This is a genomic window from Halorubrum trapanicum, from assembly GCF_017873555.1.
Taxonomy (GTDB): Archaea; Halobacteriota; Halobacteria; order Halobacteriales; family Haloferacaceae; genus Halorubrum; species Halorubrum trapanicum.
In genome coordinates this window covers 198,831-223,310 of sequence record NZ_JAGGKE010000001.1, presented here as the reverse complement: position 1 = coordinate 223,310, position 24,480 = coordinate 198,831, and the positions used below count along the sequence as shown (strand labels likewise).

Genomic DNA, 24,480 nt, shown 5'->3' with positions numbered 1-24,480 from the left:
GAACATGAGTACATACACGGTGAGTGGACGGTTCCAGAGCCGAGACGGCGACCAGCCGTTCACGAAGGACGTCGAGGCGGAAAACGAGGATCTCGCCCGCGAGCGGATCTACACCAATATCGGGAGCCAGCACAACCGGAAGCGCACTCAGATCGAGATCGAGGAGGTGTCCGCGGCATGATGGGCGGCGGACAACAGCAGCTCCAGCAGCTCTCCCAGGAGCTGCAGGCGCTCGACGAGGAGATCGAGGCGCTCGAAGACGAGATCGCCGACTACCGCGAGGAGAAGGCCGACATCGACGACGCGGTCGAGGCCATCGAGACGCTCGACACGGGCGCGACCGTCCAGGTCCCGCTCGGCGGCGGCGCGTACCTCCGCGCGGAGGTCCAGGACATCGACGAGGTCATCGTCTCGCTCGGCGGCAACTACTCCGCCGAGCAGGAGCAGGACGACGCCATCGACGTGCTCCGGAGCAAGCAGGAGGCGCTCGACGACCGCATCGAGGAGACCGAAGAAGAGGTCGAGGAGCTGGAGTCCGAGAGCGACGAGCTGGAACAGCAGGCCCAGCAGATGCAACAGCAGATGCAGCAACAGCAGATGCAGCAGATGGGACAGGCCCAGGACGACGAGGAGTAAGACGAGGACTCGACCGTGTTCGACGGACTGAAAGACAAGCTCTCCGGCTTCCGCGAGGACGTCGAGGAGTCGACCGAGGTCGAGGAAGAAGCCCCTCCCGAGGCGGAAGCGAACGCCGAGAGCGGCGCGGTCGTCGAGGACGACGCCGCGACGGCCGACGCCGCTGCGGCTGAGACCGCCGAGACCGCTGAGGTCGAGGAGACCGCGGCCGCCGACCCCGACGAGACGGGATCGGACGACGAGCCGAGCACCTTCCAGCGCGCGAAGGCGTTCGCGACCGGTCGGATAATCATCGAGGAGGAGGACCTCGAGGAGCCGCTGTGGAACCTCGAGATGGCGCTGCTCGAAAGCGACGTGGAGATGAGCGTCGCCGAGCAGATCCTCGACAGCGTCCGCGAGAGCATGCTCGGCGAGTCGCGCAAGCAGGTCGAGACGACCGGCGAACTCGTCGAGTCGGCGCTTCACGACGCCCTCGTCGACGTCATCGCGGTCGGCCAGTTCGACTTCGAAGGGCGGATCGCGGAGGCCGAGAAGCCGGTCACCATCGTCTTCACCGGCGTCAACGGCGTCGGGAAGACGACGAGCATCGCGAAGCTCTCGGAGTGGCTCGCCGACCGCGGCTACTCCTCGGTCCTCGCGAACGGCGACACGTACCGCGCGGGCGCGAACGAGCAGATCCGCGAGCACGCCGACCGGCTCGGCCGCGACCTGATAAGCCACGATCAGGGCGGCGACCCCGCGGCGGTCATCTACGACGGCGTCGAGTACGCCGAGGCGAACGACGTCGACGTCGTCCTCGGCGACACCGCGGGCCGGCTCCACACGAGCGACGACCTGATGGCGCAACTGGAGAAGATCGACCGCGTCGTCGACCCCGACATGACCCTCTTCGTCGACGAGGCGGTCGCGGGGCAGGACGCGGTCAACCGCGCGAAGGAGTTCGACGACGCCGCCGCGATCGACGGCGCCATCCTGACGAAGGCCGACGCCGACTCCTCGGGCGGCGCGGCCATCTCGGTCGCGTACGTCACGGGCAAGCCGATCCTCTTCCTCGGCACCGGACAGGGGTACGACGACATCACCCTGTTCGACCCCGAGGAGCTCGTCGAGAGCCTGCTCGACGAGGAGTGACGGCGACCTCGGTTTTCGTTGCCCGCCCTCATCGCACCCCGGAGCGCCAGCTCTCGAAGTAGGCGCTCGCGGGGTGGTAGTCGGGTTCGACGCCCGGCGGCTCCGGCGGAACGGGGTCGCCGCCGGTCCCCGCGAGCGGTCGCTTCTCGTACCAGAGTCCGGCCGGCCCGCGGTACGCGTCGGCGCGGTCGACGAACCGCTCGCGCCACTCGCGGAAGCGGCCGGCCGCCTCACCGTCGCCTCGCCGGGTCGCTCGCTCCGCGAGCGCCGCGGCCGCGCCGATCCCCTCCGCGAGCGCCCAGCCGTAGCGGTCGCCGACGATAACCCTCCCGTCGCGCTCGACGGTGTAGGCGAATCCGCCGTCGGTCCAGCCGAGGTCGACGCCCGCGTCGAACAGCGCGACCGCGCGGTCGTACCAGTCGCCCGAGCCGGGGACCGACTCGCGCTCCGCCGGTGCCGTCGCGTCGTACCGGTCCAGCAGTGCGCAGAGCTTCGCCCACTCGACATGGTGGCCCGGCTGGTACCCCGGTGGGCGGAACCGGTGGCGCGGCTCGTCGGCGTTGTACCCGAAGTCGTGGGTCCAGTCCGCGCCGTAGTGTTCCCAGAGCAGGCCGTCGGTCTCGGCCGCGAGTTCGACCGTCAGCCGCTCCGCGATCCGCCGCGCGCGGTCGAGGTGGGCGTTCTCGCCGGTCGCCTCGTAGGCGGCGAGGAACGCCTCACAGGCGTGCATGTTGGCGTTCTGTCCGCGGTACGCCTCACGCTCGACCCAGTCGGGACCGCAGTCGCTTCGGAGACAGCCCGTCCCGTCGCGGAACCGCGCGTCGAGGAGGTCGACCGTCGCGTCCAGTCCCCTGGCCGCGCCGTCGACGCCGGCGGCGGTCGCCCGCGCGTACGCGAGCAGGACGAACGCGTGGCCGTACGCCGAGCGCGTGCGGTCGACGGGCGAGCCGTCGGACTCGACGACGAGGCGGTACCCCTCGCTCCGGTCGGTCGCGTCCGCGCGGTGTGCGGACTCCAGGAATGCGATCCCGTGTTCGGTCGCCTCGATACACCAGTCGGGACCGCCCGCGACGGCGCCGGCCGCGAAGTTCGCTATCGACCGGCAGGTCGCGACGAGGTGTCGCCGGTCGCCCGCGTCCGGCTCCCCGCGCTCCGGGTCAAGCAGCCGGAAGCCGCCCGCCGGGTCGAGCGCGTCCGGGAACTGGAGCCGCAGCGTCGCGAGGAGGCGGCCGCGGAACGAGTACGGGTCGTAGCGCGCCATGCGTTCCCGTGGCGCGTCCCACGAGAAAACCCCAGCGCTACGCCACCGCGATCCGGGACCGAAACGCCGGTCGCCCGCTCGCCGGAAGGCCGGTCGCCCGGAACAGCGCGCCCGCGCCGTCGCCCTCGCGTTCCCTGTCGCCGCCCGCGAGCGCGGTGGTCAGGTACAGCGCGTCACACGAGGGACCGGCGAACGCGACGGACGCGACCTTCCGCGCGGGGAGTTCGATCGCCGCGACCGCCCTGCCCGTCGAGTCGTAGCGGACGGCCCGTCCGCCGTCCCACCGGGCCGACCAGAGGTGGTCCTCGGCGTCGACGGTCAGGCCGTCGGGGACACCGTCTCCGGGCGGCGTCTCGACGAAGGCGCAGCGGTTCGCTATCTCACCCGTGACGTAGTCGTAGTCGAACGCGTCGATCCGACGCGCCTCGGACTCGGTGAGGTAAAAGGTCGTCCCGTCCCCGGAGAACCCCATCCCGTTCGGGATGTCCAGCCCCTCGACGACGACGCGCGCCGAGCCGTCCGTGTCGATCCGGTAGAGGTCGCCGAGCGCGTCCTCACCCGGCATCGTTCCGGCGAACACCCGTCCCTCCGGGTCCGCGACGACGTCGTTGAACCGCGTGTCCGCGTCGACCGTGAGGACGGTCTCGGCGTCGGCATCCCCCGGCACGAAGCGCTCGACCGCCCCGCGGGTGAACAACAGTAGCGCCCCGTCGGCCTCGATCGTGTACCCGCCGAGGGGGACGCCGTCCGTCTCGTACGCGACCGCGTTCTCGCCCGTTTCGGGGTCGTACCGGTACAGCGCGCCCGCCGGGATGTCGACCCAGTAGAGTCGGCGCTCCGCGGGGTGCCACAGCGGTCCCTCGCCGGTGTGCGCCCGCGCGTCGGCGACGCGTTCGGTTCGAGCCATACGAATCCATGCCGAACGTCGGCACTTGAGTGTGTCCGCTGACGAGAGCGGCGTTCCCCTCGTCCGCGCGCCTCGTCAGTCGTCGCCGGGCCGCCCGGTCGGCTTCTCGCGTTCGCCGCCGGGGCGAGAAGCGGCCGACCCCGACTCGGCGCGATCGACGATCCGCGCCGCGGCGGACACAGATCCGACGCCGAGCGCGGCGCCGACGACGACGTCGGTGAGCCAGTGGATACCGAGGTACATCGTGGAGAACACAACGGCGGCCGCGACCGCGGCGGCGGCGGGCGTCCACCGGGGGTGGGTCCGCCGCGAGCGCCACGCGACGGCGAGGACGGCCACCGACAGCGAGGTGTGGAGCGACGGGAACACGTTCGTGTTCGACGCGACCGCCGCCGTGAGGTCCTGCGTCTGCGGGTAGACCCGATACATCAGCCCGGACACCGTCTCCAGGTGGTTCCGCGGCCCGTACGAGATGAACAGCGTGTAACAGACGGTGCCGACCGCGTAGTTCAGCATGTACGCGACGAGCAGCTCCTTCAGGTGTCGCCGTCCGTGCCCCTCCGAGAGGAAGTACGTCACCGGCGCCGCGACGAGGAGGAACGCGAACCCGACCATGTAGCTCACCGTGAAGAACTCCAGCGTCGCGTCCGGCGTCAGGCTCTGAAGGCTCGCTACGAATTCGCCTTCCAGCGCGTACAGCTCGTCGGTGATGTTCCAATCGAGCGCGCGCGAGAGCCGCAGCCGATACCCCTGCGTGATCTGTTTGACAGCGAGCAGCGCGAGCGCCGCTCCGAGGTAGGGGGCTATCTCGCGGAGGCGGTCGTCGACGTCGGTCATCGCCCGGGACACCTGTCGAGGCCCGATACAGAGGAGGGCTGTGACCGCCGTCCCGGCGACGACGGAAATGCCGGTGGCAGCGGTCACTTCGAGGAGCGCCATCGTCGTTTTCACACTGTCGTCGCGATATATGAGTGACACGGTGTCTCGCCGCCCGCCTCCTCTCAGCGTCGTGTCGTTCGCGTCCGATCGTCGAATCGACCACGGGGGGCAGCAGGAACCGTCCCGCCGGACCGGGGTTCAGTGCCGATCGGACTGAACGTGTCCGTCGTGATACGCCTCGACGAACGCTCGTCGTAAGACGGTCAACAGGACGTACGTCTCGTATTTCTGCGTTCGACAGTGCTCACAGGGCTCCATCGCTCCGGTGATGTCGTCGATTACGTCGCCGTATTCGTCGGTCAGCGCGGCGAGCGCCGTCTCGACCTCCGGTCGGACGGCTTCGATCAGTTCCTCGATATCGGGGTCGGCCGAGTCCGGGAGCGAGTACGAGAGGACGGTCGTGTTCGCCCCGTAGTGTTTTGTCGTCCCGCCGCGCCCCTCCTCGAAGCGGACGACGTCGACCAGCCCCGCGTCCCGGAGTTCGTTGATGTGATGGCGAACAGTGTTCTCCGTCCGGTCGACACCCCTGTCAGCGAGGCGGCGATGGACCCCGCTTGCCGGTAGCGTCTCGTCAGCGAGGATATCGAGAATCATCGCCCGCATCGGTTCGTCGATGGCATCGGACACCCGAGTGTCTCGAACGGCGATGTCCTCGAGTTCTGTCCCGTTGGACGTGCTCATGCGTGAGTCGACGCCGTGGACACGCTAAGTAGTAACGACCGGTGTCTCAACCCCGTCTGACGCCCGCTTCCGGCGACTCGCCGAAGCCCGAGACGACCCGTTTGTCCGCTCAAACGCTCCGTATCGAAATTCAAACATATCATTTAAAAAATATATTAGTGGGTACGGGCGCTACGTCGAACTGTAATGAGCGAAACCCAATTCCGCGTGATGGACTTCGACTGTCCGAGCTGTGCGAGCACCGTCGAACGCGCTCTCGCGAACGTCGAGGGCGTCGAGAGCGTTGCGGTTCACTACTCGACCGGTCGCGTCGAGATCCGCTACGACGCCGCCGTCACCGGCCCGGACGCGTTCGAACAGATCATCGAAACCCAGGGCTACACGCCCAAGCCCGCCTAACGAGGTGTCCGGTATGGATCCCCGATCAGTCAAACGGTACTACCGCAAACACCGGAAGGCCGTCATCGTCGCGGTGAGCGGCCTCCTCTACGCCGGCGGCTGGAGCCTCGGCTACGTCCCCGCCCTCGACACCGTGAGCACCGCGACCCTGATTCTCGCGGCGATCGTCGGCGGTTACGACATCGCAAAGGCCGCTTACCACGAGGTGAAGAGCCGAACGCTCGGCGTCAAGACGCTCGTGACGCTCGCGGCGATCGGTGCCATCGCCATCGGCTCCTACTGGGAGGCCGCCGCGGTGGTCTTCCTGTTCGCGCTGGGGTCGTACCTCGAAGGGCGGACGATGCGGAAGACGCGCAACGCGCTCGAAGAACTCCTCGAGATGACGCCCGACACGGCCACCGTGCGCCGTGACGGCGAACAGAGGGAGGTGCCCGCCCGCGAGGTCGAAGCGGGCGAGGTCGTCATCGTCAGACCCGGCGAGAAGATCCCCGTGGACGGCGACGTGATCGACGGGGAGACCGCCGTCAATCAGGCGCCGGTCACCGGCGAGAGCGCGCCCGTTCACAAGGCCGACGGCGACGAGGTGTACGCCGGCACGATCAATCAGGAAGGGGCGCTGGAAGTCAGGACCACCGGTGCCGGCACGGACACGACGCTCCAACGGATCATTCGACGGGTCGAGGAGGCGCAGGAGGCACAGTCGCCCACTGAGAGCCTTATCGACCGGTTCGCGCGGTACTACACGCCGGCCATCATCGTGCTCGCCGTCGGAGCGTATGCGGTCACACAGAACGCGATCCTGTCGCTGACGCTGTTGGTCATCGGGTGTCCGGGCGCCCTGGTCATCGGTCCCCCGGTCAGCATCGTCTCGGCCGTCGGCAACGCCGCCCGGTCGGGCGTTCTCATGAAGGGCGGCGAGCACCTCGAACGGGCCGGCCGGATCGACTTGGTCGCCTTCGACAAGACCGGGACGCTCACGAAAGGCGAGACGGCAGTCGCTGCCGTCGAGGGGTTCGACACCGACCCCGACGAGGTGCTGGAGCTCGCGGCCATCGCCGAGAAGCGGAGCGAGCACCACCTGGGCGACGCTATTCGTAGCGCGGCACGGGACCGCCTGACGCCCGCGACCGATGGCGGAACGACGGTTTCCCGGACTGACGCCGAATCGGCGTCCCCGGACGCGCGCTCGCTCCCCGAGCCGGACGACTTCGACGTGGTCGCCGGGAAGGGCGTCGTCGCCGGCCACGACGGCCGCGACATCGTCGTCGGGAACCGCGCGTTGCTCGACGAGCGCGGGATCGACGTTTCCGACGAAATCGCCGAGTACGTCCGCGAGTGCGAGGAGAGCGGAGAGACCGTCGTCCACGTCGTTCGAGACGGCGGCGTCGTCGGTGCGATCGCCCTGCGGGACGGACTGCGGGAGGCCGCGCCCGGCGTTGTCCGAGAGCTTCAGGAGGCGGGCATCGAGACGGTGATGCTCACCGGCGACAACGAGGGGACGGCCAGGGCGGTCGCCGAGGAAGTCGGCATCGACGACTACCGCGCGGCGCTCCTGCCCGAGGACAAACAGGACATCATCACGGAGTACCGCGAGGCGGACCACGTCGTGGCGATGGTCGGGGACGGCATCAACGACGCGCCGGCGCTGGCGACCGCCGACGTCGGTATCGCGATGGGCGCCGCCGGCACCGACACCGCCATCGAAACCGCCGACATCGCGCTGATGGCCGACGACCTCGATCGGATCCCCTACGCGGTGAAACTGAGCAAGGCCGCGCGGCGGAACATCTACGAGAACGTCGGGCTGGCCCTCGTCGTGGTAACGCTGCTGCTGGCCGGCGTGTTGACGAGCTACGTCACCCTCGCGCTCGGGATGCTCGTCCACGAGGCCAGCGTCCTCGCCGTGATCGGTAACGGCATGCGCCTACTGCGGTACTGAGCAGACCGAATACAAACGGACGACTCACGATGTCAGGAAACACGAATCCGACTGATACGAACCGAACCGAGGAGAGCTGGGCCGTCGAATACGACGTCGAACCGATCCGCGTCCGCGACCCCGTCGCGGAAGCGCTCGCCGTCCTCGACCCCGGCGACCCCTTCGTCGTCACCTACGAGGACGTGGTGAAGGCGGCGGGTCACTCCTGTCCGACCGCCTCGGGCGCCTACCGCGTCGCCCAGTTGGGTCTCGCCGCGCTGTATCCCGACGAACTCCCTATCCGCAGCGAGATCGAAGTACTCGCTGGCGGACCGCGAGACGACGCCGCCTACGGGGTGATGGGGCGTCTCATCTCGTTCGTGACCGGCGCCGCACAGGAAGACGGCTTTCGCGGGCTCGCCGGGGGCTACGGTGATCGCCGGAACACGCTGACGTTCGACGCGTTCGACCCCGATAGTGCCGACCCCACGTTCAGGTTCCGCCGGAGTGACACCGGCGACGCCGTCGAGGTTACCTACCACGTCGGCGACGTTCCGGACGGCGGGCCGGCAGTCGACAACCTCCGACGGATCGTCGAAGGGACGGCGAGCGAGGCGGACCGTGAACTGTTCGCAGAAGTCTGGCACGGCCGCGTCCAGGCCGTCCTGTCCGACGACTCCCTCTTCGAGGTGAAGGCCGTCAAACGGCAGAGACGCTTGTGAGGTTACACTCGTGGGCGTTCGACCGCTTCACGGAAGCTGCTCGAATGATGGGGCTACTACACCACACCAGTCCTCCGGAAAGGTCCGGAGATTCATGTCATAAAGTTAATCTGGTCAAACCACGCGGTTCCGTAGCGGCTCTCCGGACTGGGACTGACGAAACATCACTTTGGCCAGCTCCGCGAGATCGCGATGATAGGCTCCGAGAGAGGTCGGAAGCTCAGTCGATGAAGCCGAGCGTCTCCTCGATCCGGCCCAGCTCGGGACCGGTCGTGTCCTCGCCGACGACGTACCCCTCGTCGGTGGCGACGAGACCGGAGCCGACGAGCGGCGCGCCGTAGTTGACGGTGCCGAGGTCGGCGCGGACGTCGAGCGCCTCCTCGACGGCCTGAAGCTCCGACTCGGTCGATTGGGGGTGACAGAGCACGCCCGTGTTGTTGGCGACCGCCGCGGTGCCGACGGTCCGGACGCCGCCGAGGTCGCCGCGAGTCACGGGGACGTCGAGGGCGTCTTTGATCGTCTGGACCGCCTCGCGCGAGAGGTCCGGGTGGACGTACGCGCCGTAGTCGTTCGCGAGGACGACGTTGCCGGCGGCGTTGATCTCGCCCGGGAGTTCGCGCACCGGGACGCCGGCGACGTCCGCGATCCGCTCTTTCTCGCGTTCGCTCGCGCGCGCAGAGACGAGGACGCCGCTCTCGTTGCCCGTCGCGAGGGCCCCGACCGTGTTGGACCGCCCGACGGTCGTGGGCAGCGGCTCGGCGCCGAGTTCCGCCCCGAGGTCCTCGGCGAGCGCCTCGTCGACGTCCGGCCGGATCAGGAGGATGTCGTCGACGGCGCGGGCGAACACGCCCACGTACGACGAGCCGGTGAAGGTCGCCCGTAACACGTTACTCGGCGTGCTCGGCCTCGACGACCGGCTCGCCGTCCTCGACGAACCGAGCCGCGCGGACCCGCACCGTGCTGGGCGGGTTCTGCCGCCCGTTCGTCCAGACGGCCTCGTTGACGGAGCCGTCGATGATCACGTCGTCCTCGTCGACGGAGAAGTGCTTGGCGAGGTGCTGGCGCGTGATCTTCATGGCGTAGTCGGCGCGCTGCTGGACGGGCTTGTCCTTGGCGTCGCGGAGCGGGACGGTGACGACGCGCTCCTCGAAGTCGTTCGTCGACATTTACTCGTCCAGGTCGTTCCGGCGCCAGTTGCGCCGCTTGGGGTTTCGCGTCACGTTCATGTCCGTCTTCATCATGACCCACGCGGGGACGCGGGTGTTCTGGCGCTCCGTCTTCGCCAGACGCTTCTTTTGAGCCTTCGACTTGTCTCCCATAGTGGCGCACACTTTCCGCGGGGCGCATAAAACCCCTTCCATACGGGGTCGGGCGCGAGCCGAGTGGATCGGCCCACGGGGCCCGATCGGCCCGAGCCGTGATCCCCGCTGAACTGCTACAACTCCCGCTCGGCGATACCGGTGTAAATCCGGTAGCAGCGGTCGAGGACGTCGACGCTCGCGCTCTCCGTGTCGGTGTGCGCCTCCCCCGGCTCGGAGGCGCCGCAGACGAGGCAGTCGGTTCCCGCCTGCGCGAGCCACCCCGCGTCGGTCGCGTGGGGCTTGGTGACTTGCTCCGGCGCGTCGAGGCCGCGCTCGTCGTGGACCGCGCGGGCGACGTCGAGCGCGGCGTCCGCGAACGCGGCGTCGCCGCAGGCCATCGGCGGGAGGTCCTGATCGACGACGAGCTCGACGCCCGGCACCGCGTCTGCGACGCCCTCCAAGTCGGCGTAGCCGCCCGGGACCGTCCGCTCGTCGACGGTCGCCTCGCAGCGCTCGGGGATCACATTCCACGTCTCGCCGCCGTCGACGATCGTGACCGCGAGCGACCCCGACACGTCGTTCCCAAGGACCGTCGCCCGCGGCGTGTCGAGGTCGCGGACCCCGTCGATGGCGTCGCAGGCGCGGTAGATCGCGTTCTCGCCCGCCTCCGGCTCCGAGGCGTGGGCTGCCTCGCCGCGCGCGACGAGCCGCGACCCCCGGCGCCCGCGGTGGGCGACGACCACGTCCGTGACGCCCGGCTTCGAGTAGTTCGTCGACCCCTCGGCGACGACCGCCCGGTCCGGCGCGAACCCGGCGTCGATCGCGTGTCGCGCGCCATCGCCGCCGACCTCCTCGCCGACGAACGACGCGAAGATCAGCTCGCGGCCCGCGGGCGGCGCCGCGTCGCGGAAGGCGCACATCGCGGCCGCGACCGACCCCTTCATGTCGGCAGTTCCGCGCCCGTAGATCCGGCCGTCGCGGCGCTCGACCACGTACTCGCCGTCCGTCCCCTCGCCCGTCGTCTGCTCGGGCGCCGGCGGCACGACGTCGTGGTGGCCGACGAGGGCGAGCGAGTCGGCGTCGGGGTCGTCGGTCGCGCCCGCGAACGCGAGGACGTTGCCGGCGTCGTCGCGCTCGACCGTCGCGTCCGTCTCCGCGCGCAGCCACTCCTCGATCGCGTCGCCCGCGGCCGTCTCGTCCTCGTGGGACGGGATCGAGACGAGCCGCTCGGTCAGGTCCGCGAGTTCGTCCATGCCGTCAGTGGCGGGCGTCGCCGCTTAAGCGCGTCCCTCGGCGGAGGTCGCGCGACCCGTTGGTCACCCTCACTCAGGTCGTGAACAGTTCGGTGTCGTCGGGCACGGCGAACAATCCGAGCCGGACCCCGGCGTCCAGCCAGCCGTAGCCGTACGAGTACGAGGCGAGCGCGTTCACCGGGTCGCCGTCGTCGCGGAAGTGCCGGCCGTCGTCGAGGTACGACTCGGCCATCTCGGTCACGTCGGCGGCGGCCTCGCCGAGCGGCGTGTCGGCCGGCGGTCGCGGCTCCGCGGCCGCCAGCGCGTCCGCGAGCATCCGCTCGTACCGGTCCGTCTTCTCCTCCAGATCGGCGGGCATACGCGAGTGTTCCGACGGGCGGACAAAAGCGGTCGGGTCGGGCGAGGCGTCGCGTACAGGGCGAGGCGGCTCCGCGTCGACCCCGACGGAACCGGGAACTTTTATTCTCGCCGACATCTGGACTCCGGTAGATGATGCCCCGCGCTCGCCCTCCCGCCGGGAGTCGGTCGGCCCTCGCGCTCGTGGTCGCGACCAACCTCCTCCCGCTCGTCGGCGTCGTCGCGTTCGGCTGGCGCGTCGGCGAACTGCTCGCGGTGTACTGGATCGAGGTCGTCTTGCTGGTCCTCGCGCACAGCGTCGCCGCCCTGTTCGCGGAGCGGCCGATCGATCTGGAGGACCGCTCGTTCTACATCGTCGGCTACTCCGAGAACACCGAACTCGACGAGGAGCGGTGGGGAACGGAACCGGAGCCGATTCACCTCGTCTCGTGGCTCCCGCCGATCTACCGCCGGAACGTCGGGGTCGTCGTCCGCTCGCTCGGCATTTTTCTCTTCCTCGCGTTCCCGCTCGCGTGGGTCGGCGGCGACGCCCTCTCGTACGCCACCCCGACCGTCGGACTCGCGGCCGCCGGGGTCTGCTTCGCGCAGGTCGCGGAGGTGCGCCGGGAGTTCTTCGCGGAGCGGGCCTACGAGGATCGGTCGCCGTACATGGTCGTCGAGGCCGCCCAGCGCGTCGTCTCCTTTTACCTCACCATCGGGATGCTGGCCGTCCCCGCGGTCGCGGTGGCGCTGATCTCGGTCGAAGCCGTCTTCGGATCCGGGACGCTCGACGCGGTCGCGGGGGCGCTCGGGCCGGCAGCGGTCCTCCTCCCTTTCCTCGTCCCGATCACGCTCGCGAAGACGGTCGTCGAGTGGAGCCGGCGGCGGGCCTTCCGCGAGGACGACCCCGAGGGGATCGCGACGTGGTTCACCGGCGAGGACCCGCGGCGGGAGTGGAAAAAGCGAGAGGAGACCACCGGAGACGAGTGAGGCGGGAGACCGGGGCGGGGTCGACGTCGAAAGCGCAACGCCGATACGCCCGGCCGCGAAACGACGGGCCATGTACGAGGCCGTTCACGCCCACCCCGACGGGGAGACGACCGTCGCGCGCCACGCCGCCACCGCGGCCCGGCACGGGTACGACGGGATCGTGGTGCGGACGCGCGACGCGCTGGAGCCGACCGGCGGGGGCGAATCGGTCGCGGCGGACGGCGACGGCGGAGGGGGATCGGCCGCGACGGACCGCGACGGGAGTCCCGTCACCGACCCGGACGCCCTCCGCGAGGAGTACGGGATCGACGCCGTCGACGCCGTCGAGATAGACGCCGACGACCCCACGAGCGCCTCCGGCGCGGTCGGGAACTACCGCTCCGACCGGACCGTGGTCTGCGTCGTCGGCGGGGACGACGCCGTGAACCGGTTCGCGGTCGAGCAGTCCCGCGTCGACGTGCTGGTCCGCCCGATGGCGGACGGCGGCGACTTCAACCACGTCCTCGCGAAGGCGGCGCGCGACAACGGCGTCCGCGTCGAGTTCGACTTCGGGCCGGCGCTGCGCGCGACCGGCGGGAAACGCGTCCGGGCGCTCGCGGACCTCCGGAAGCTCCGCGAGATAGTCGACCACTACGACGCGCCGTACGTCGTGAGCGCGAACGCCCGCTCGCACCTCCAGCTGCGAGCGCCGCGGGAGCTGATCGCGGTCGGCGAGGCGATCGGGTTCGACGCGGAGACCGTCCGCGAGGGGCTTCGGGCGTGGGGCGACCTCGTCGAGCGGAACCGGGAGCGTCGCTCCGAGGGCTTCATAGAGCCGGGGGTCCGACGTGGCAGGTATGAAGAAGACGGTTGCTGAACACGCCGAGCGGTTCTCCGAGAAGGCGACCGAGTACGACGACTCGAAGAGCGAGGAGTACCACGCCTGCGCGGGCCTCGTGATCGACCGCGCGGCGCCGGAAGCGGACGATATCGTCCTCGATCTGGGGGCCGGGACCGGCGCCATCGCGCTCGCGCTCGCCGAGGACGCGGAGCGCGTCCTCGCGCGCGATATCAGCGAAGGGATGATGGACGAGGGTCGGCGGAAGGCCGCGGACCGCGGCCTCGACAACGTCGAGTTCGCGTACGGGGAGTTCCGCGACCCCGGACTCGACCCGGACCAGCGGGTCGACGTCGTCACCTCGAACTTCGCGCTCCACCACCTCGCGGACGACGAGAAGCGCGAGGCGATCCGCGTCATGTCGGAGACGGGCGCGCGGCGGATCGTCCTCGGCGACGTGGCCTTCTTCGAGGACCCGGACCCCGACGCGCCGTTCTACAGCCCCGAGGTCGACGACCCCGCGACGGTCGGCACGCTGGTCGAGGCGTTCACCGAGGAGGGGTTCGCGGTGACCGCCGTCGAGCGCGTCCACGACCAGGTGGCGGTGATCGTCGCGGAGCGGGTCCGCGAGCTGCCGGCGTGATCTCCCCGTGAAACACCTCCCGAAACACCTCCGGCCGCGGTGGCGGTACATCGCGGTCGGGGTCGAGTCGTGGTCGGACGCCGAGGTCGGGCGGCGGGCGTTCCAGCGCGCGCTGTGGTACAGCGCCGGCAACCTCCTCGGCGACGCCGGCAGCGCCGACGCCGACCTCACGCTGCTGTCGTTCTCGCACGCGGACGGGACCGGCGAGGCCGTCGTCCGCGTCAGACACGGCCACGTCGACGACGCGCGCGCCGCGATCGCCTGCGTGAGCGAGGTCGACGGCGAGCCGGTCGGAATCCTCGTCAGGGGGATTTCGGGGACGGTGCGTGCCTGTGAGGAAAGATATATGGGTCGCGCGACCCCCAGTTCGACACAGCGAGACGTCGCGTTCGAGGGCGCCGAGCGGCCCGCTGTCGCGCGCGGAGACGCGTGCGACGTGCGGGTCGAGTCGGGTCGCGTCGGCGCGACGACGTTCGACACCGAGTGATATCATGCAGGGCCAATCCCAACAGCAGGCGTACGACCGCGGCATCACAATCTTCTCTCCGGACGGCCGACTCTACCAGGTCGAGTACGCCCGGGAGGCGGTGAAGCGAGGGACGGCGAGCGTCGGGATCCGCGCCGAGGACGGGGTCGTCCTCGCGGCCGACAAGCGCGCCCGCTCCCCGCTGATGGAGCCGGAGAGCATCGAGAAGCTCCACAAGGCCGACGACCACGTCGGCGTCGCGAGCGCGGGCCACGTCGCCGACGCGCGTCAGCTCATCGACTTCGCGCGCCGGCAGGCGCAGGTGAACCGGCTCCGCTACGGCGAGCCGGTCGGCATCGAGACGCTGACGAAGAACATCACCGACCACATCCAGCAGTACACGCAGGTCGGCGGCGCGCGCCCGTTCGGCGTCGCGCTGATCGTCGGCGGTATCGAGAACGGCGAGCCGCGCCTGTTCGAGACGGACCCCTCCGGCACCCCCTACGAGTGGCAGGCGCTCTCTATCGGCTCGGACCGCAGCGACCTCCGCGACTACCTCGAAGCGGAGTACGAGGAGGGTATCTCGACGGACGAGGCGGTCGGGCTGGCGCTCGACACCCTCGCGCAGTCGAACGACGGCGAGCTGACCCCCGACGGCGTCGGCGTCGCGACGATCACCGTCGACGACCCCGAGTACGCCGAGCGACCGACCGACGAGATCGAGGAGATCCTCGACGAGCGCGACCTGCTCCCGGCCGACGAGGACGAGACCGACGGCGAGAGCGACGAGGAGTAAGTCGGCTCGCCCGCGACCGAAGCGACTACTTTTGCGGCCGCGAACGACCGCGCATGAGCGACGACGCGGCCGGGTCCGACGCTTCCGAGCGGCGACTCGGCGAGACCGCGCTCCCGGCGGGCTACGAGCTCCGAGAGACGACGCCGTCCGTCGCGGCGTTCCGCCGGCTCAGGCGAGACGCCGGCATGACCGATCGGTCGCGCGAGGCCGGCGAGCGCGGGCTACCGAACACGACGTACGGCGTCCACGTCGTCGAGACGGAGACCGAGTCGGCGGTCGGGATGGCGCGGATCGTCGGCGACGGCGGCTCCATCTTCCATCTCACGGACACGGCAGTCGCGCCGCCACAGCAGGGTCGGGGGATCGGGACGGCGATGGTGGACGCGCTCGTCGCGTGGCTGCGCGAGAACGCGCCCGAGGGCGCGTACGTGGACCTCCTCGCCGACGTCGACGGCTTCTACGAGCGGTGGGGGTTCGAGCGGACCGCGCCCGCGTCGAAGGCGTTGGGGATCCGGACCGAGGAGCTGTGACGAAAATCCGAATCGAGGAGCTGTGACGAAAATCCGAATCGAGGAGCTGTGACGAAAATCCGAACGGGGGAGCAGTGGCCCGAGTCGAGACGGGACGGGTCGGGCGCGACCGGTCGGGAGAGTTATGCCGTCGGAGACTGACCGAAAACGCGTGCAGAAGACGGCACTCATCACCGGCTGTTCCTCGGGCATCGGCCGCGCCGCGGCGCACGCCTTCCTCGACGAGGGATGGACCGTGTACGCCACCGCGCGGAACCCGGCGGACGTCGAAACGCTCGGCGAGGCGGGCTGTGAGCTCGCCACGCTCGACGTCACCGACCAGGACGACGTCGACCGCGTCGTCGGCCGAATCCTCGACGAGGAGGGCGCGATCGACGCCCTGATCAACAACGCCGGCTACGGACAGTTCGGACCGGTCGAGGACGTCACCACGGAGCGAGTCCACGACCAGTTCGACGTGAACGTGTACGGCCCGCACCGGCTGATCCGGGCGGTCCTCCCGGCGATGCGCCGCGAGCGCGACGGGACCATCGTCAACGTCTCGTCGGTCGCGGGGCGCGTGTCGATGCCCGGCGGCGGCGTGTACAGCGGGTCGAAGTTCGCCCTGGAAGCGATGTCGGACGCGCTGCGGAACGAGGTCGCGGACCTCGGGATCGACGTCGTCGTCGTCGAACCCGGTCCCGTGAAGACGAACTTCTCGAAGCGCGCGGAAGCGGCGGCCGACCCCGAGGAGCGCGAGGGGATCGAGCGGACCGAGGCGTACGAGGAGTTCTACGCGATGTTCGAGGACGCGCAGCTGATCGGCGGCGACGGTCCCGGCGCGGTCGAGCCGGAACTGGTCGCGAACGCGATCTACGACGCCGCGAGCGCGACCCGGCCCCCCGCACGGGTCCAGCCCGGGACCGTTGCTCGCGTCGGCGTCCTCGCGCGGTTCCTCCCCGACGCGCTGCTCGACAAGGCGTACGGGCTGGTGAAAAACTTCACTTCGTAGTCGGACCGTTCTAATCGGAATCGCCGGCGTCGCCGTCCGCGGCGACCGCGAACGGACTCTCTCCCTCGCGCCAGTCCCAGCCCGGAAGCCGCGTCTGAAACCCCGCGGCGAGCGCGGCGTCGAGGTCGTCGGCGCCGGCCGTCCCGGCGCCGGACTCGTCCGAATCGGCCGCGGCGTCCCGGTCCACGTGGAGGTCGGCGACGTGGAACGTCGCCTGCGCGAGCAGCGAGAGCGGACGGCCGCCGGCGACCGTCGCCGCCAGCTCCCGGCCGAGGACCTCGTCGACGACGAACCCGGGGTAGTCCCCCGCCACGTCGAGGTCGCGGAGGAGCGCGACGCAGGCCGCGACGTTGACCGCGACCTCGCCGTCGGCGAAGACGGCGTCGACCTCGCGGCGGTACGCCTCGGGCGCGACCGCGTCCACCTCCGTCTCGAAGAGCCGGCCGAGCCGGTCGCGGGTGTCGTTGAGGATCGGGACGACGACGTCGGCGCGGTCGCGGACCCAGTCGCGCTCGTCGCGGACCGTCTGCGGCGTGACGCGCATAGACGGGGTTCGATCGCCGTCGGCTTGCCCTTTGCGAAGGCTTTTATAACGGCGGGGCAGTAGCGTGAACCAAGCGGGTTTTCGCTGGCTGTTCCCGCGTACGGAACCACTACGGACAGTACTTCCACTATGCCTACCCCGTCACGGTCGACCGATCGGCGGCGAGTCGCCGCGCGACGCGCGCCGCGATTCGACGACGGCGGCCTCGACGACCCGCAGTGAGATATGAGTCAAGTCGATAAGCAACTCGATACGTTGAAATCAGAGATCGAGCAGGAAATACCGAACGACATCACGGTCACCGATGTCAAATACGAGGGACCGGAGCTGGTCGTCTACACGCGCGACCCGAAGCAGTTCGCCGGCGACGGCGACCTGATCCGACGGCTCGCCTCGAAGCTCCGCAAGCGGATCACGGTCCGACCGGATCCGAGCGCCCTCTCGCCGCCGGCGCGGGCCGAGGACGAGGTCCGCGACGTGATCCCGGAGGAGGCCGGCGTGACCGACCTCGACTTCCACGAGGACACCGGCGAGGTCGTCATCGAGGCCGAGAAGCCCGGGATGGTGATCGGCCGCCGCGGCTCGACGCTCCGCGAGATCACGCAGGAGGTCGGCTGGACCCCCGAGGTCGTTCGGACGCCGCCGATAGAGTCCTCCACCGTCTCGAACGTCCGGGGCTTCCTGAAAAACGAGCGCGAGGAGCGACGCGACATCCTCGAACGCGTCGGCCGCCAGATCCACCGCGAGGAGATGTCCGACGACGAGTGGGTCCGGATCACGACGCTCGGCTGCTGCCGCGAGGTCGGCCGTGCGGCGTTCATCCTCTCGACGCCCGAGACCCGGATCCTCATCGACTGCGGCGACAAGCCCGGCGCGGAGGGCGAGGTGCCGTACCTCCAGGTGCCCGAGGCGCTCGGCGCGGGCGCGGCGACCCTCGACGCGGTCGTGTTGACCCACGCCCACCTCGACCACTCGGCGCTGGTCCCGCTCCTCTACAAGTACGGCTACGACGGTCCCATCTACACGACGGAGCCGACCCGCGACCTGATGGGACTCCTCACGCTCGACTACCTCGACGTCGCGGCGAAGGACGGGCGGACGCCGCCGTACGAGTCCGCGCAGGTCCGCGACGCGATCAAACACACCATCCCGCTGGAGTACGGCGACGTGACCGACGTGGCCCCCGACGTGAAGCTCACGTTCCACAACGCGGGCCACATCCTCGGCAGCGCGGTCACCCACTTCCACATCGGCGACGGTCTCTACAACGTCGCGTTCTCGGGCGACATTCACTACGAGGACACCCGGCTGTTCAACGGCGCGGTCAACGACTTCCCGCGCGTCGAGACGCTCGTGCTGGAGTCCACCTACGGCGGCCGCAACGACTACCAGACCGACCAGGAGGACTCCGAGGAGGCGCTCAAGGAGGTCATCAACGAGACGTACGAGCAGGGCGGGAAGGTCGTCATCCCCGCGTTCGCCGTGGGGCGCTCCCAGGAGATCATGCTCGTCTTAGAGGAGGCGATGCGCGAGGGGGAGATCCCGGAGATGCCCGTCCACCTCGACGGGATGATCTGGGAGGCGACCGCGATCCACACCACCTACCCCGAGTACCTCCGCGACGACCTCCGCGACCGCATCTTCCACGAGGACGAGAACCCGTTCCTCGCCGACCAGTTCAACCACATCGACGGCGGCGAGGAGGAGCGACAGGAGGTCGCCGACGGCGACGAGTGTATCATCGTCTCCACCTCGGGGATGATCGAGGGCGGCCCGATCATGTCGTGGCTCCGCCACATCGGTCCCGAGCCGGACTCGAACCTCGTGTTCGTCGGCTACCAGGCGCAGGGAACCCTCGGCCGCCGGATCCAGAACGGCTGGGACGAGATCCCGGTCGACGGCTGGGGCGGCGGGAGCCGCGGCGACACGCTCACCCTCCAGATGGGGACGGAGGTCGTCGACGGCTTCTCCGGCCACGCCGACCGACAGGGGCTGGAGAACTTCGTGAAGACGATGAACCCGCGCCCGGAGAAAGTCCTGTGTGTCCACGGCGACGAGGGCTCCGTTCAGGACCTCTCCTCGGCGCTGTACCACGATTACAACATGCGGACGTTCGCGCCGAAGAATCTGGAGACGTTCCGGTTCAAGTGATCGGATCGGTGACTCGACCGGGTCCTCCGTCCCGTTGATCGCTGACTCCTCTTCTCGGCCGTCGTCGTCCTTTCTGTCCCGTCAGTCCGCTATCTTCCCGTCCCGACGGTCTCGCTCCCGCGCGTCCGGGTCGCGCTCGGCGGGGTCGCCGTGCCCGCCGCCGCCCGGCGTGCGGATCGAGACCGTCGTTCCGGCCGCGACGTCGACGGACGTCTTCGCCGGGACCGCCTCGCCGTCGATCAGATTCTCGCCGAGCGCCCCGTCCTCGCCGCCGTCGAGGCCGCGCGGCGCGGTTCTCCGGCGCTCGGTCAGTAGCGAGACGGTCGCGTCGGTCTCGACGGTGACGGTCCGTTCGAGACCGAGACCGCCGCGGTGGCGGCCGTCGCCGCCGCTTCCCGGACGCAGCGCGTACCGCTCGACGCGGAGCGGGTACGCCGTCTCTAGCGCCTCGACGGGCGTGTTGAGCGTGTTGGTCATGCCGACCTGGACGCCGTCCATCCCGTCCCTGCTCGGGCGGGCGCCGAACCCGCCGGCGATCGTCTCGTAGTAGGTGAACTCGCCCGCGCGGTCGCCGACGATCACGTTGTTCATCGTCCCCTGGCCGCCGGCGGGGATCGCGTCGGGCACCGCCTCGGCGAGCGCGGCCAGCGTGACGTCCGTGACGCGCTGGCTCGTCTCGACGTTCCCCCCGACGACCGCGGCCGGCGGCCGGGGGTCGAGCAGGGACCCCTCGGGCGCGGAGATAGACACCGGCTCGTAACAGCCGTGGTTCGGCGGGATCTCCGGGTCCGTGACCGCGCGAACGACGAAGTAGACCGCGCTCTTCGCCACCGAGAACGGGGCGTTCAGGTTGCCGTCCACTTGGTCGGCGGTGCCGGCGAAGTCGACGCCGATCGCCGCGCCGTCGACGGTGACCGTCACCGCGACCGGGATGTCCGCGTCCGTCACGCCGTCGCCTTCGAGGGCGTCGGCCGCGCGGTAGGTTCCGTCCGGGAGGTCGCGAATCTCGCTTTCGACGCGCTCGCGGGAGTAGTCGACGACGGCGTCGAACGCGTCGAGGAGCGTGTCGCCGTGCTCGTCGAGCAGTTCGCCGACGCGCTCCTCGGCGCGCGCGTTCGCGGCGCGCTGCGCCCGGAGGTCCGCCTCGCGCTCGTCCGGCGTCCGGACGTTGGCGAGGATCAGGTCGCGGACGGCCTCGTTCGGCTCGCCGCCGTCGACGAGCCGGACCGCCGGGAGCCGGAGTCCCTCCTCGTATATCTCCCGGGCGCCCGGCGGCATGCTCCCCGGCGCGCTCCCGCCCACGTCGGCGTGGTGCGCGCGCGACACCGCGAAGCCGACGATCTCTCCGTTCGGCGCGATCGGCGAGACAAGCGTCACGTCCGGCAGGTGCGTCCCCCCGGCGAACGGGTCGTTGACGACGAACACGTCGCCCGGCTTCGGGTCCTCGTCGAGGACGACCGCGACCGCGTCGGGCATCGCACCGAGGTGGACCGGAATGTGTTCGGCCTGCGCGACCATCCGGCCGTCCGCGTCGAAGATCGCCGTCGAACAGTCCTGCCGCTCCTTGATGTTCGGCGAGTACGCGCCGCGGATCAGCACGTGACCCATCTCGCTCGCGACGCTCTCCAGCTGGTTCCGGAGGATCTCCAGCGTGACCGGGTCGATCTCACCCTCGGTCGCCGGGTCGCTCACGCGTCGCTCACCTCCGCGATCAGCGCGCCGTCGGCGCGGAGCCGGACGCGCCACGCGGGCGGGACGACGACCGTGCTCTCCGCGCCCTCGACCACGACGGGGCCCTCGACGTCCTCGTCCGCCGGGAACCGCTCCCGGTCGTAGACGGGGGTCTCGTGAGTTCCGTCGGGGAACACCGCCTCGCGAGTCGTCCGGGGTTCGGCGTCGCTCCCGCCGACGGATTCGATCGCCGGCGCGCTGCGTGGGACGGTCGCCGTCGCGCGGCAGTTCACCAGTTCGACCGGCTCGTCCGCCCGGTAGCCGTACGCCGACTCGTGAGCCGTCGCGAACCGCTCGCCGGCCGCAGCGGGGTCGAACGGGCGCTCGACGTCGACGGCGAGTTCGAAGCTCTGTCCGGCGTACCGCAGGTCCGCGGCGTACTCCACCCGCGCCGCGTCCGGGTCGCTGACCTCGTCCAGCAGGTCGTCGGCCAACTCCTCGTAGAGCGCGTCGACCGCGTCGGCGTCGACCTCGGCGAGCGGTCCCTGACGCGTCCGGACCGCGTCCCGGGTCTCGTCGGCCGCGAGCAGCCCGTACGCCGACAGGACGCCCGACGCGTGCGGGACGACGACGCGCTCGATATCGAGTCCGTCCGCGATCTGGACCGCGTGCATCGGTCCCGCGCCGCCGAACGCGACGAGACCGAACGCCCGCGGGTCGTGGCCGCGCTCGACGGTGACGGAGCGGATGGCGCGGGTCATGTCGGCGTTCGCGACGCGGTGGACGCCGAGCGCGGCCGCGACCGGACCGTCCATCCCGGCCTCCTCCGCGAGGTCGGCGAGCGCGTCGCGGGCCGCCGCGGCGTCGAGCGACAGGTCGCCGCCGAGGTCCGTGTCCGCGCCGACGTACCCCAACACGAGGTTCGCGTCCGTGACGGTCGGCTCCGTGCCGCCCTTCCCGTAACAGGCGGGACCCGGGTCGGCGCCGGCCGAGCGCGGCCCGATCCGGAGCGCGCCGCCGGCGTCGACCCACGCGATCGACCCCCCGCCCGCGCCCACGGTCTCGACGTCGACCATCGGTGTCCCGATCGGCCGGTCGGCGACCGTCGACTCCGTGGTCCGCGCGACCTCGCCGTCGCGGACGAGGCTCACGTCGCTGGAGGTCCCGCCCATGTCGAAGGTGATCAGCCCGGCGCGGTCGGCGTCGGTCGCGTCGGTCGCCGCCGTCGCGCTCGCCCCGACGACCCCCGCCGCGGGTCCCGAGAGGACGGTCGTCACCGCGTTTCGCCTGACCGTCTCGGCGTCGGTGACGCCGCCGTTGGCCTGCATGATCCGCGGCTGCGGCAGCCCGAGGTCCCGCGCCCGCTCGGTGAGGCGACCGACGTAGCCGTCGATCGCCGGGCGCACGTACGCGTCGACGACCGTCGTCGAGGTGCGCTCGTACTCGCGGAACTCCGGGAGCACCTCGCCGGAGGCCGACACCGGAGCGTCGAGGGCCTCTCGCAGCGCTTCGGCGACGTGCTGCTCGTTCTCGGGGTGCGCGTAGGCGTGGAGGAGACAGACCGCGACGGACTCGACGTCCGCGTCGCGGAGGTCCGCGACGAGCGAATCGATCTCCCCGTCGTCGACGGCGCGCTCGACTCCGTCGGGGGTCGCGCGCTCGGCCACCTCGAACCGACGGCGTCTGGGGACGAGCGGCGCCGGCTTCTCGGCGTCGAGGTCGTACAGCGACGGCCGGGTCTGTCGGCCGATCTCCAGTACGTCCCGGAACCCCTCGGTCGTCACGAGGGCGGTCCGCGCGCCGTCGCCCTCCAGCAGCGCGTTGACGGAGACGGTCATCGCGTGTGAGAACTCGGTCACGCTCTCGGGGTCGACACCGGCCGCCTCGCAGGCCTTCTCGATGCCGGCCGCGACGCCCTCGCTCTGGTCGTCGGTGCTCGGCACCTTCGCGGTGACGAGGTCGCCCTCGAGCGAGAGCGCCACGTCGGTGAACGTCCCGCCCACGTCGACGCCGATCGCTCGACCGTCCGGCGTTCGCTCGCCCGGCGTTCGGTCCTCCGTCACTCGCTCGCCCGGCGTTCGGTCCTCCGGCGTTCCCCCGCCCATCTACGACACCTCCGCGGCGTCGCGGGCGGTGCGGACGCCGAGGGACGCGGTGTCTCGGTCGCGTGGCATGGAGCGCTTTCGTCACCGGACGGACTTAAGGCCGTGCCGTCGGGGAGCGACACGGTCGATTCCTCGTCGCGAGTGAGTCCGGCGAGCACGACCGGCTCCCGATCAGTCGCCGCTCGCCCACGGACAGCCCGCCGCCGCGTCGCCGCTCGACCGACAGGGGTCGCCCGGGGACGCGTCGGTGATCGCGGACAGGCGCTCGACCCCCTCGCGGGGGAGCGCGAACCCGATTCGGAACCCGGTCCCCTCGGGGAGTCCGAAGTCGAGCTCCGCGCTGAAGAACGTCCGAACGACGCAGCGCCGCCACGCCAGTTCCGCGGCGATCCGCTCGCCGCGCTCGGTGAGCCGCGCTCCGGCCCGCTTCTCGTGATCGACGAGGCCCGCGGCGTCGAGGCGCCCGAACATCTCGGTCACGCTCGCTGGACTAACTCCGAGACGGTCGCTGACGGCGCCCGTTCGAACCCGATCGTCGGGGTCGGCCGCGAGGCGGTCGATCGCGGCGAGGTATCTGGCGCGGTCGCGGTCGACGCGGGCGTGCGGACGGCGGCACCGGCAGCGCGGGGCCGGTGAGGTCGTTGCGGCCATTCGTGGGGGAAACAGGGGCGCCGACCGGGGTATCGGTGAGGGCGAACATCTTCGCCCGCGCGGTCGCGCCGAATCTCCGTCGGCGAGGTCGCGCCGAATCTCCGTCGGCGAGGTCGCGCCGAATCTCACTCGTCGGGGTCGAACGTCCCCGTCTTCAGTCCCCGTCGGACCGGCTCGTGTTCCGCGTCGGTCGGGGGCGGCGCGGTGACGAGGACCGCCTCCAGCCGGGTCCCGTCGGCACGCACGCCCCGGTCTTGGCCCGCTGGGATCGTGACCACCGAGCCGGGCGAGACCGCGCGGTCCTCGTCGCCGTCGCGGACGACACCCTCCCCGGACTGGACGACGATCGTCACGTCGCTGTCGGGCGCGTGGACGGGGATGAACTGGTCCGGCTCGAAGTAGCCGCAGACCGTCTTCGACCGGTCCGTGCGGGAGACCTCGCGGGCGGTGAAGCGACGGTCGTCGTACTCGCGTTCGGCGTCGACGCTGGTTGCCGTCATGGCCGACGGTTCACGCCGCATCGTCACGCCCGTTGTGCCGAACATCTTCCCGTCGGTAAGGGACGGACGGCGGGGGTCCGGGGGCGCGGGACCGCGACGGCGACTCCCGCGTGCCGACGATCCCGCGAACATCTTCGGGAA

28 protein-coding genes are annotated in these 24,480 nt (G+C 70.5%); 14 read left to right on the top strand and 14 right to left on the bottom strand.

The features are described 5' to 3' along the window. Window positions 1-4: 4 nt before the first annotated feature. The 3 genes from rpl18a to ftsY are packed head-to-tail and all read left to right on the top strand — an operon-like array spanning window position 5 to window position 1,767. Complete coding sequence (gene rpl18a / locus J2744_RS01110) at window positions 5-181, top strand: 50S ribosomal protein L18Ae (protein WP_209543312.1); 177 nt, start codon at window positions 5-7, stop codon at window positions 179-181. Further along, a complete protein-coding gene (gene pfdA / locus J2744_RS01105) occupies window positions 181-636 on the top strand; it encodes a prefoldin subunit alpha (protein ID WP_209543990.1) in 456 nt (151 codons plus the stop codon). Before rpl18a ends, pfdA begins: the two co-directional genes overlap by 1 nt. A gap of 15 nt (window positions 637-651) precedes the next feature. Beyond that, the gene (ftsY, locus tag J2744_RS01100) at window positions 652-1,767 is read left to right on the top strand and encodes a signal recognition particle-docking protein FtsY (protein ID WP_209543310.1); all 1,116 of its coding nucleotides are present in this window, start codon (window positions 652-654) and stop codon (window positions 1,765-1,767) included. Between the two features lie 28 nt (window positions 1,768-1,795). Here the strand turns inward: ftsY and J2744_RS01095 are convergent, their stop codons facing one another. The 4 genes from J2744_RS01095 to J2744_RS01080 all read right to left on the bottom strand — a co-directional run bounded on the left by J2744_RS01095 (window position 1,796) and on the right by J2744_RS01080 (window position 5,555). Continuing rightward, window positions 1,796-3,028, bottom strand: coding sequence for an AGE family epimerase/isomerase (locus J2744_RS01095; RefSeq protein ID WP_209543307.1), 1,233 nt, complete (start codon window positions 3,026-3,028; stop codon window positions 1,796-1,798). 37 nt (window positions 3,029-3,065) lie between these two features. Continuing rightward, window positions 3,066-3,935, bottom strand: a complete 870-nt coding sequence (locus J2744_RS01090) for an SMP-30/gluconolactonase/LRE family protein (RefSeq protein ID WP_209543305.1) — start codon at window positions 3,933-3,935, stop codon at window positions 3,066-3,068. Window positions 3,936-4,010: 75 nt separating this feature from the next. Beyond that, a complete protein-coding gene (locus tag J2744_RS01085) occupies window positions 4,011-4,874 on the bottom strand; it encodes a phosphatase PAP2 family protein (protein ID WP_209543303.1) in 864 nt (287 codons plus the stop codon). Window positions 4,875-5,012: 138 nt separating this feature from the next. Then, window positions 5,013-5,555, bottom strand: coding sequence for an ArsR/SmtB family transcription factor (locus J2744_RS01080; protein ID WP_209543301.1), 543 nt, complete (start codon window positions 5,553-5,555; stop codon window positions 5,013-5,015). A 186-nt stretch (window positions 5,556-5,741) separates the two neighbouring features. Here J2744_RS01080 and J2744_RS01075 point away from each other — a divergent pair, with 186 nt between their 5' ends. The 3 genes from J2744_RS01075 to J2744_RS01065 are packed head-to-tail and all read left to right on the top strand — an operon-like array spanning window position 5,742 to window position 8,594. Continuing rightward, the gene (locus J2744_RS01075) at window positions 5,742-5,954 is read left to right on the top strand and encodes a heavy-metal-associated domain-containing protein (RefSeq protein ID WP_209543299.1); all 213 of its coding nucleotides are present in this window, start codon (window positions 5,742-5,744) and stop codon (window positions 5,952-5,954) included. A gap of 13 nt (window positions 5,955-5,967) precedes the next feature. After that, a complete protein-coding gene (locus J2744_RS01070) occupies window positions 5,968-7,893 on the top strand; it encodes a heavy metal translocating P-type ATPase (protein WP_209543297.1) in 1,926 nt (641 codons plus the stop codon). Window positions 7,894-7,922: 29 nt separating this feature from the next. After that, window positions 7,923-8,594: a hypothetical protein gene (locus J2744_RS01065; protein WP_209543295.1), complete on the top strand. Its 672-nt coding sequence runs from the start codon at window positions 7,923-7,925 to the stop codon at window positions 8,592-8,594. 220 nt (window positions 8,595-8,814) lie between these two features. Here the strand turns inward: J2744_RS01065 and J2744_RS01060 are convergent, their stop codons facing one another. The 5 genes from J2744_RS01060 to J2744_RS01040 form a co-directional block, all read right to left on the bottom strand. After that, on the bottom strand, window positions 8,815-9,480 hold the full coding sequence (locus J2744_RS01060) for a translation initiation factor IF-6 (RefSeq protein WP_209543293.1): 666 nt from the start codon (window positions 9,478-9,480) through the stop codon (window positions 8,815-8,817). 1 nt (window position 9,481) lies between these two features. Beyond that, complete coding sequence (locus tag J2744_RS01055; protein ID WP_006629921.1) at window positions 9,482-9,760, bottom strand: 50S ribosomal protein L31e; 279 nt, start codon at window positions 9,758-9,760, stop codon at window positions 9,482-9,484. Next, a complete protein-coding gene (locus J2744_RS01050) occupies window positions 9,761-9,913 on the bottom strand; it encodes a 50S ribosomal protein L39e (protein WP_209543291.1) in 153 nt (50 codons plus the stop codon). A gap of 116 nt (window positions 9,914-10,029) precedes the next feature. Beyond that, window positions 10,030-11,148: a M20 family metallopeptidase gene (locus J2744_RS01045; RefSeq protein ID WP_209543289.1), complete on the bottom strand. Its 1,119-nt coding sequence runs from the start codon at window positions 11,146-11,148 to the stop codon at window positions 10,030-10,032. 73 nt (window positions 11,149-11,221) lie between these two features. Then, window positions 11,222-11,506, bottom strand: coding sequence for a DUF357 domain-containing protein (locus J2744_RS01040; RefSeq protein ID WP_209543287.1), 285 nt, complete (start codon window positions 11,504-11,506; stop codon window positions 11,222-11,224). A gap of 131 nt (window positions 11,507-11,637) precedes the next feature. On the opposite strand from J2744_RS01040, the gene J2744_RS01035 reads away from it, so the two are divergent. The 7 genes from J2744_RS01035 (at window position 11,638) to J2744_RS01005 (ending at window position 16,717) form a co-directional block, all read left to right on the top strand. After that, window positions 11,638-12,474: a DUF6498-containing protein gene (locus J2744_RS01035; protein ID WP_209543285.1), complete on the top strand. Its 837-nt coding sequence runs from the start codon at window positions 11,638-11,640 to the stop codon at window positions 12,472-12,474. A gap of 70 nt (window positions 12,475-12,544) precedes the next feature. Beyond that, the gene (locus tag J2744_RS01030; protein WP_209543283.1) at window positions 12,545-13,330 is read left to right on the top strand and encodes an RNase P subunit p30 family protein; all 786 of its coding nucleotides are present in this window, start codon (window positions 12,545-12,547) and stop codon (window positions 13,328-13,330) included. Beyond that, window positions 13,311-13,934, top strand: a complete 624-nt coding sequence (locus J2744_RS01025; protein ID WP_209543281.1) for a class I SAM-dependent methyltransferase — start codon at window positions 13,311-13,313, stop codon at window positions 13,932-13,934. The genes J2744_RS01030 and J2744_RS01025 overlap by 20 nt, the downstream gene beginning before the upstream one ends. A gap of 7 nt (window positions 13,935-13,941) precedes the next feature. Further along, window positions 13,942-14,421 carry an Rpp14/Pop5 family protein gene (locus J2744_RS01020; RefSeq protein ID WP_209543279.1) on the top strand — a complete coding sequence of 160 codons (480 nt, stop codon included), beginning with the start codon at window positions 13,942-13,944 and terminating at the stop codon, window positions 14,419-14,421. A gap of 4 nt (window positions 14,422-14,425) precedes the next feature. After that, window positions 14,426-15,196: an archaeal proteasome endopeptidase complex subunit alpha gene (psmA, locus tag J2744_RS01015; RefSeq protein ID WP_209543277.1), complete on the top strand. Its 771-nt coding sequence runs from the start codon at window positions 14,426-14,428 to the stop codon at window positions 15,194-15,196. Window positions 15,197-15,249: 53 nt separating this feature from the next. Next, the gene (locus J2744_RS01010) at window positions 15,250-15,726 is read left to right on the top strand and encodes a GNAT family N-acetyltransferase (RefSeq protein ID WP_209543275.1); all 477 of its coding nucleotides are present in this window, start codon (window positions 15,250-15,252) and stop codon (window positions 15,724-15,726) included. A 124-nt stretch (window positions 15,727-15,850) separates the two neighbouring features. Further along, window positions 15,851-16,717: an SDR family oxidoreductase gene (locus J2744_RS01005; RefSeq protein WP_209543273.1), complete on the top strand. Its 867-nt coding sequence runs from the start codon at window positions 15,851-15,853 to the stop codon at window positions 16,715-16,717. A 10-nt stretch (window positions 16,718-16,727) separates the two neighbouring features. Here the strand turns inward: J2744_RS01005 and J2744_RS01000 are convergent, their stop codons facing one another. After that, window positions 16,728-17,261 (bottom strand): hypothetical protein, encoded by a 534-nt coding sequence (locus J2744_RS01000; protein ID WP_209543265.1) that lies wholly within the window; start codon window positions 17,259-17,261, stop codon window positions 16,728-16,730. A 225-nt stretch (window positions 17,262-17,486) separates the two neighbouring features. On the opposite strand from J2744_RS01000, the gene J2744_RS00995 reads away from it, so the two are divergent. Further along, window positions 17,487-19,412 (top strand): beta-CASP ribonuclease aCPSF1, encoded by a 1,926-nt coding sequence (locus tag J2744_RS00995; RefSeq protein ID WP_209543263.1) that lies wholly within the window; start codon window positions 17,487-17,489, stop codon window positions 19,410-19,412. A gap of 81 nt (window positions 19,413-19,493) precedes the next feature. On the opposite strand, the gene J2744_RS00990 is transcribed toward J2744_RS00995, so the two are convergent. From J2744_RS00990 to J2744_RS00975, 4 genes are all read right to left on the bottom strand, one after another. Then, window positions 19,494-21,104 carry a hydantoinase B/oxoprolinase family protein gene (locus J2744_RS00990; protein WP_209543262.1) on the bottom strand — a complete coding sequence of 537 codons (1,611 nt, stop codon included), beginning with the start codon at window positions 21,102-21,104 and terminating at the stop codon, window positions 19,494-19,496. Then, window positions 21,101-23,188, bottom strand: a complete 2,088-nt coding sequence (locus J2744_RS00985; RefSeq protein ID WP_209543260.1) for a hydantoinase/oxoprolinase family protein — start codon at window positions 23,186-23,188, stop codon at window positions 21,101-21,103. The genes J2744_RS00990 and J2744_RS00985 overlap by 4 nt, the downstream gene beginning before the upstream one ends. A 171-nt stretch (window positions 23,189-23,359) precedes the next feature. Beyond that, the gene (locus tag J2744_RS00980) at window positions 23,360-23,839 is read right to left on the bottom strand and encodes a metal-dependent transcriptional regulator (RefSeq protein WP_209543258.1); all 480 of its coding nucleotides are present in this window, start codon (window positions 23,837-23,839) and stop codon (window positions 23,360-23,362) included. A 125-nt stretch (window positions 23,840-23,964) separates the two neighbouring features. Further along, entirely contained in the window at window positions 23,965-24,339 is a 375-nt protein-coding gene (locus J2744_RS00975; RefSeq protein WP_209543256.1) for a cupin domain-containing protein, read from the bottom strand. Window positions 24,340-24,480: the final 141 nt, after the last annotated feature.

Bases quoted from the DNA above. Each gene is read 5' to 3' on its own strand.
- rpl18a (WP_209543312.1), top strand. From the start codon at position 5: ATGAGTACATACACGGTGAGTGGACGGTTCCAGAGCCGAGACGGCGAC.
- pfdA (WP_209543990.1), top strand. From the start codon at position 181: ATGGGCGGCGGACAACAGCAGCTCCAGCAGCTCTCCCAGGAGCTGCAG.
- J2744_RS01095 (WP_209543307.1), bottom strand. From the start codon at position 3,028: ATGGCGCGCTACGACCCGTACTCGTTCCGCGGCCGCCTCCTCGCGACG.
- J2744_RS01090 (WP_209543305.1), bottom strand. From the start codon at position 3,935: ATGGCTCGAACCGAACGCGTCGCCGACGCGCGGGCGCACACCGGCGAG.
- J2744_RS01085 (WP_209543303.1), bottom strand. From the start codon at position 4,874: ATGGCGCTCCTCGAAGTGACCGCTGCCACCGGCATTTCCGTCGTCGCC.
- J2744_RS01080 (WP_209543301.1), bottom strand. From the start codon at position 5,555: ATGAGCACGTCCAACGGGACAGAACTCGAGGACATCGCCGTTCGAGAC.
- J2744_RS01075 (WP_209543299.1), top strand. From the start codon at position 5,742: ATGAGCGAAACCCAATTCCGCGTGATGGACTTCGACTGTCCGAGCTGT.
- J2744_RS01070 (WP_209543297.1), top strand. From the start codon at position 5,968: ATGGATCCCCGATCAGTCAAACGGTACTACCGCAAACACCGGAAGGCC.
- J2744_RS01065 (WP_209543295.1), top strand. From the start codon at position 7,923: ATGTCAGGAAACACGAATCCGACTGATACGAACCGAACCGAGGAGAGC.
- J2744_RS01055 (WP_006629921.1), bottom strand. From the start codon at position 9,760: ATGTCGACGAACGACTTCGAGGAGCGCGTCGTCACCGTCCCGCTCCGC.
- J2744_RS01050 (WP_209543291.1), bottom strand. From the start codon at position 9,913: ATGGGAGACAAGTCGAAGGCTCAAAAGAAGCGTCTGGCGAAGACGGAG.
- J2744_RS01045 (WP_209543289.1), bottom strand. From the start codon at position 11,148: ATGGACGAACTCGCGGACCTGACCGAGCGGCTCGTCTCGATCCCGTCC.
- J2744_RS01040 (WP_209543287.1), bottom strand. From the start codon at position 11,506: ATGCCCGCCGATCTGGAGGAGAAGACGGACCGGTACGAGCGGATGCTC.
- J2744_RS01035 (WP_209543285.1), top strand. From the start codon at position 11,638: ATGATGCCCCGCGCTCGCCCTCCCGCCGGGAGTCGGTCGGCCCTCGCG.
- J2744_RS01030 (WP_209543283.1), top strand. From the start codon at position 12,545: ATGTACGAGGCCGTTCACGCCCACCCCGACGGGGAGACGACCGTCGCG.
- J2744_RS01025 (WP_209543281.1), top strand. From the start codon at position 13,311: ATGAAGAAGACGGTTGCTGAACACGCCGAGCGGTTCTCCGAGAAGGCG.
- psmA (WP_209543277.1), top strand. From the start codon at position 14,426: ATGCAGGGCCAATCCCAACAGCAGGCGTACGACCGCGGCATCACAATC.
- J2744_RS01010 (WP_209543275.1), top strand. From the start codon at position 15,250: ATGAGCGACGACGCGGCCGGGTCCGACGCTTCCGAGCGGCGACTCGGC.
- J2744_RS01005 (WP_209543273.1), top strand. From the start codon at position 15,851: ATGCCGTCGGAGACTGACCGAAAACGCGTGCAGAAGACGGCACTCATC.
- J2744_RS01000 (WP_209543265.1), bottom strand. From the start codon at position 17,261: ATGCGCGTCACGCCGCAGACGGTCCGCGACGAGCGCGACTGGGTCCGC.
- J2744_RS00995 (WP_209543263.1), top strand. From the start codon at position 17,487: ATGAGTCAAGTCGATAAGCAACTCGATACGTTGAAATCAGAGATCGAG.
- J2744_RS00985 (WP_209543260.1), bottom strand. From the start codon at position 23,188: ATGGGCGGGGGAACGCCGGAGGACCGAACGCCGGGCGAGCGAGTGACG.
- J2744_RS00980 (WP_209543258.1), bottom strand. From the start codon at position 23,839: ATGGCCGCAACGACCTCACCGGCCCCGCGCTGCCGGTGCCGCCGTCCG.
- J2744_RS00975 (WP_209543256.1), bottom strand. From the start codon at position 24,339: ATGACGGCAACCAGCGTCGACGCCGAACGCGAGTACGACGACCGTCGC.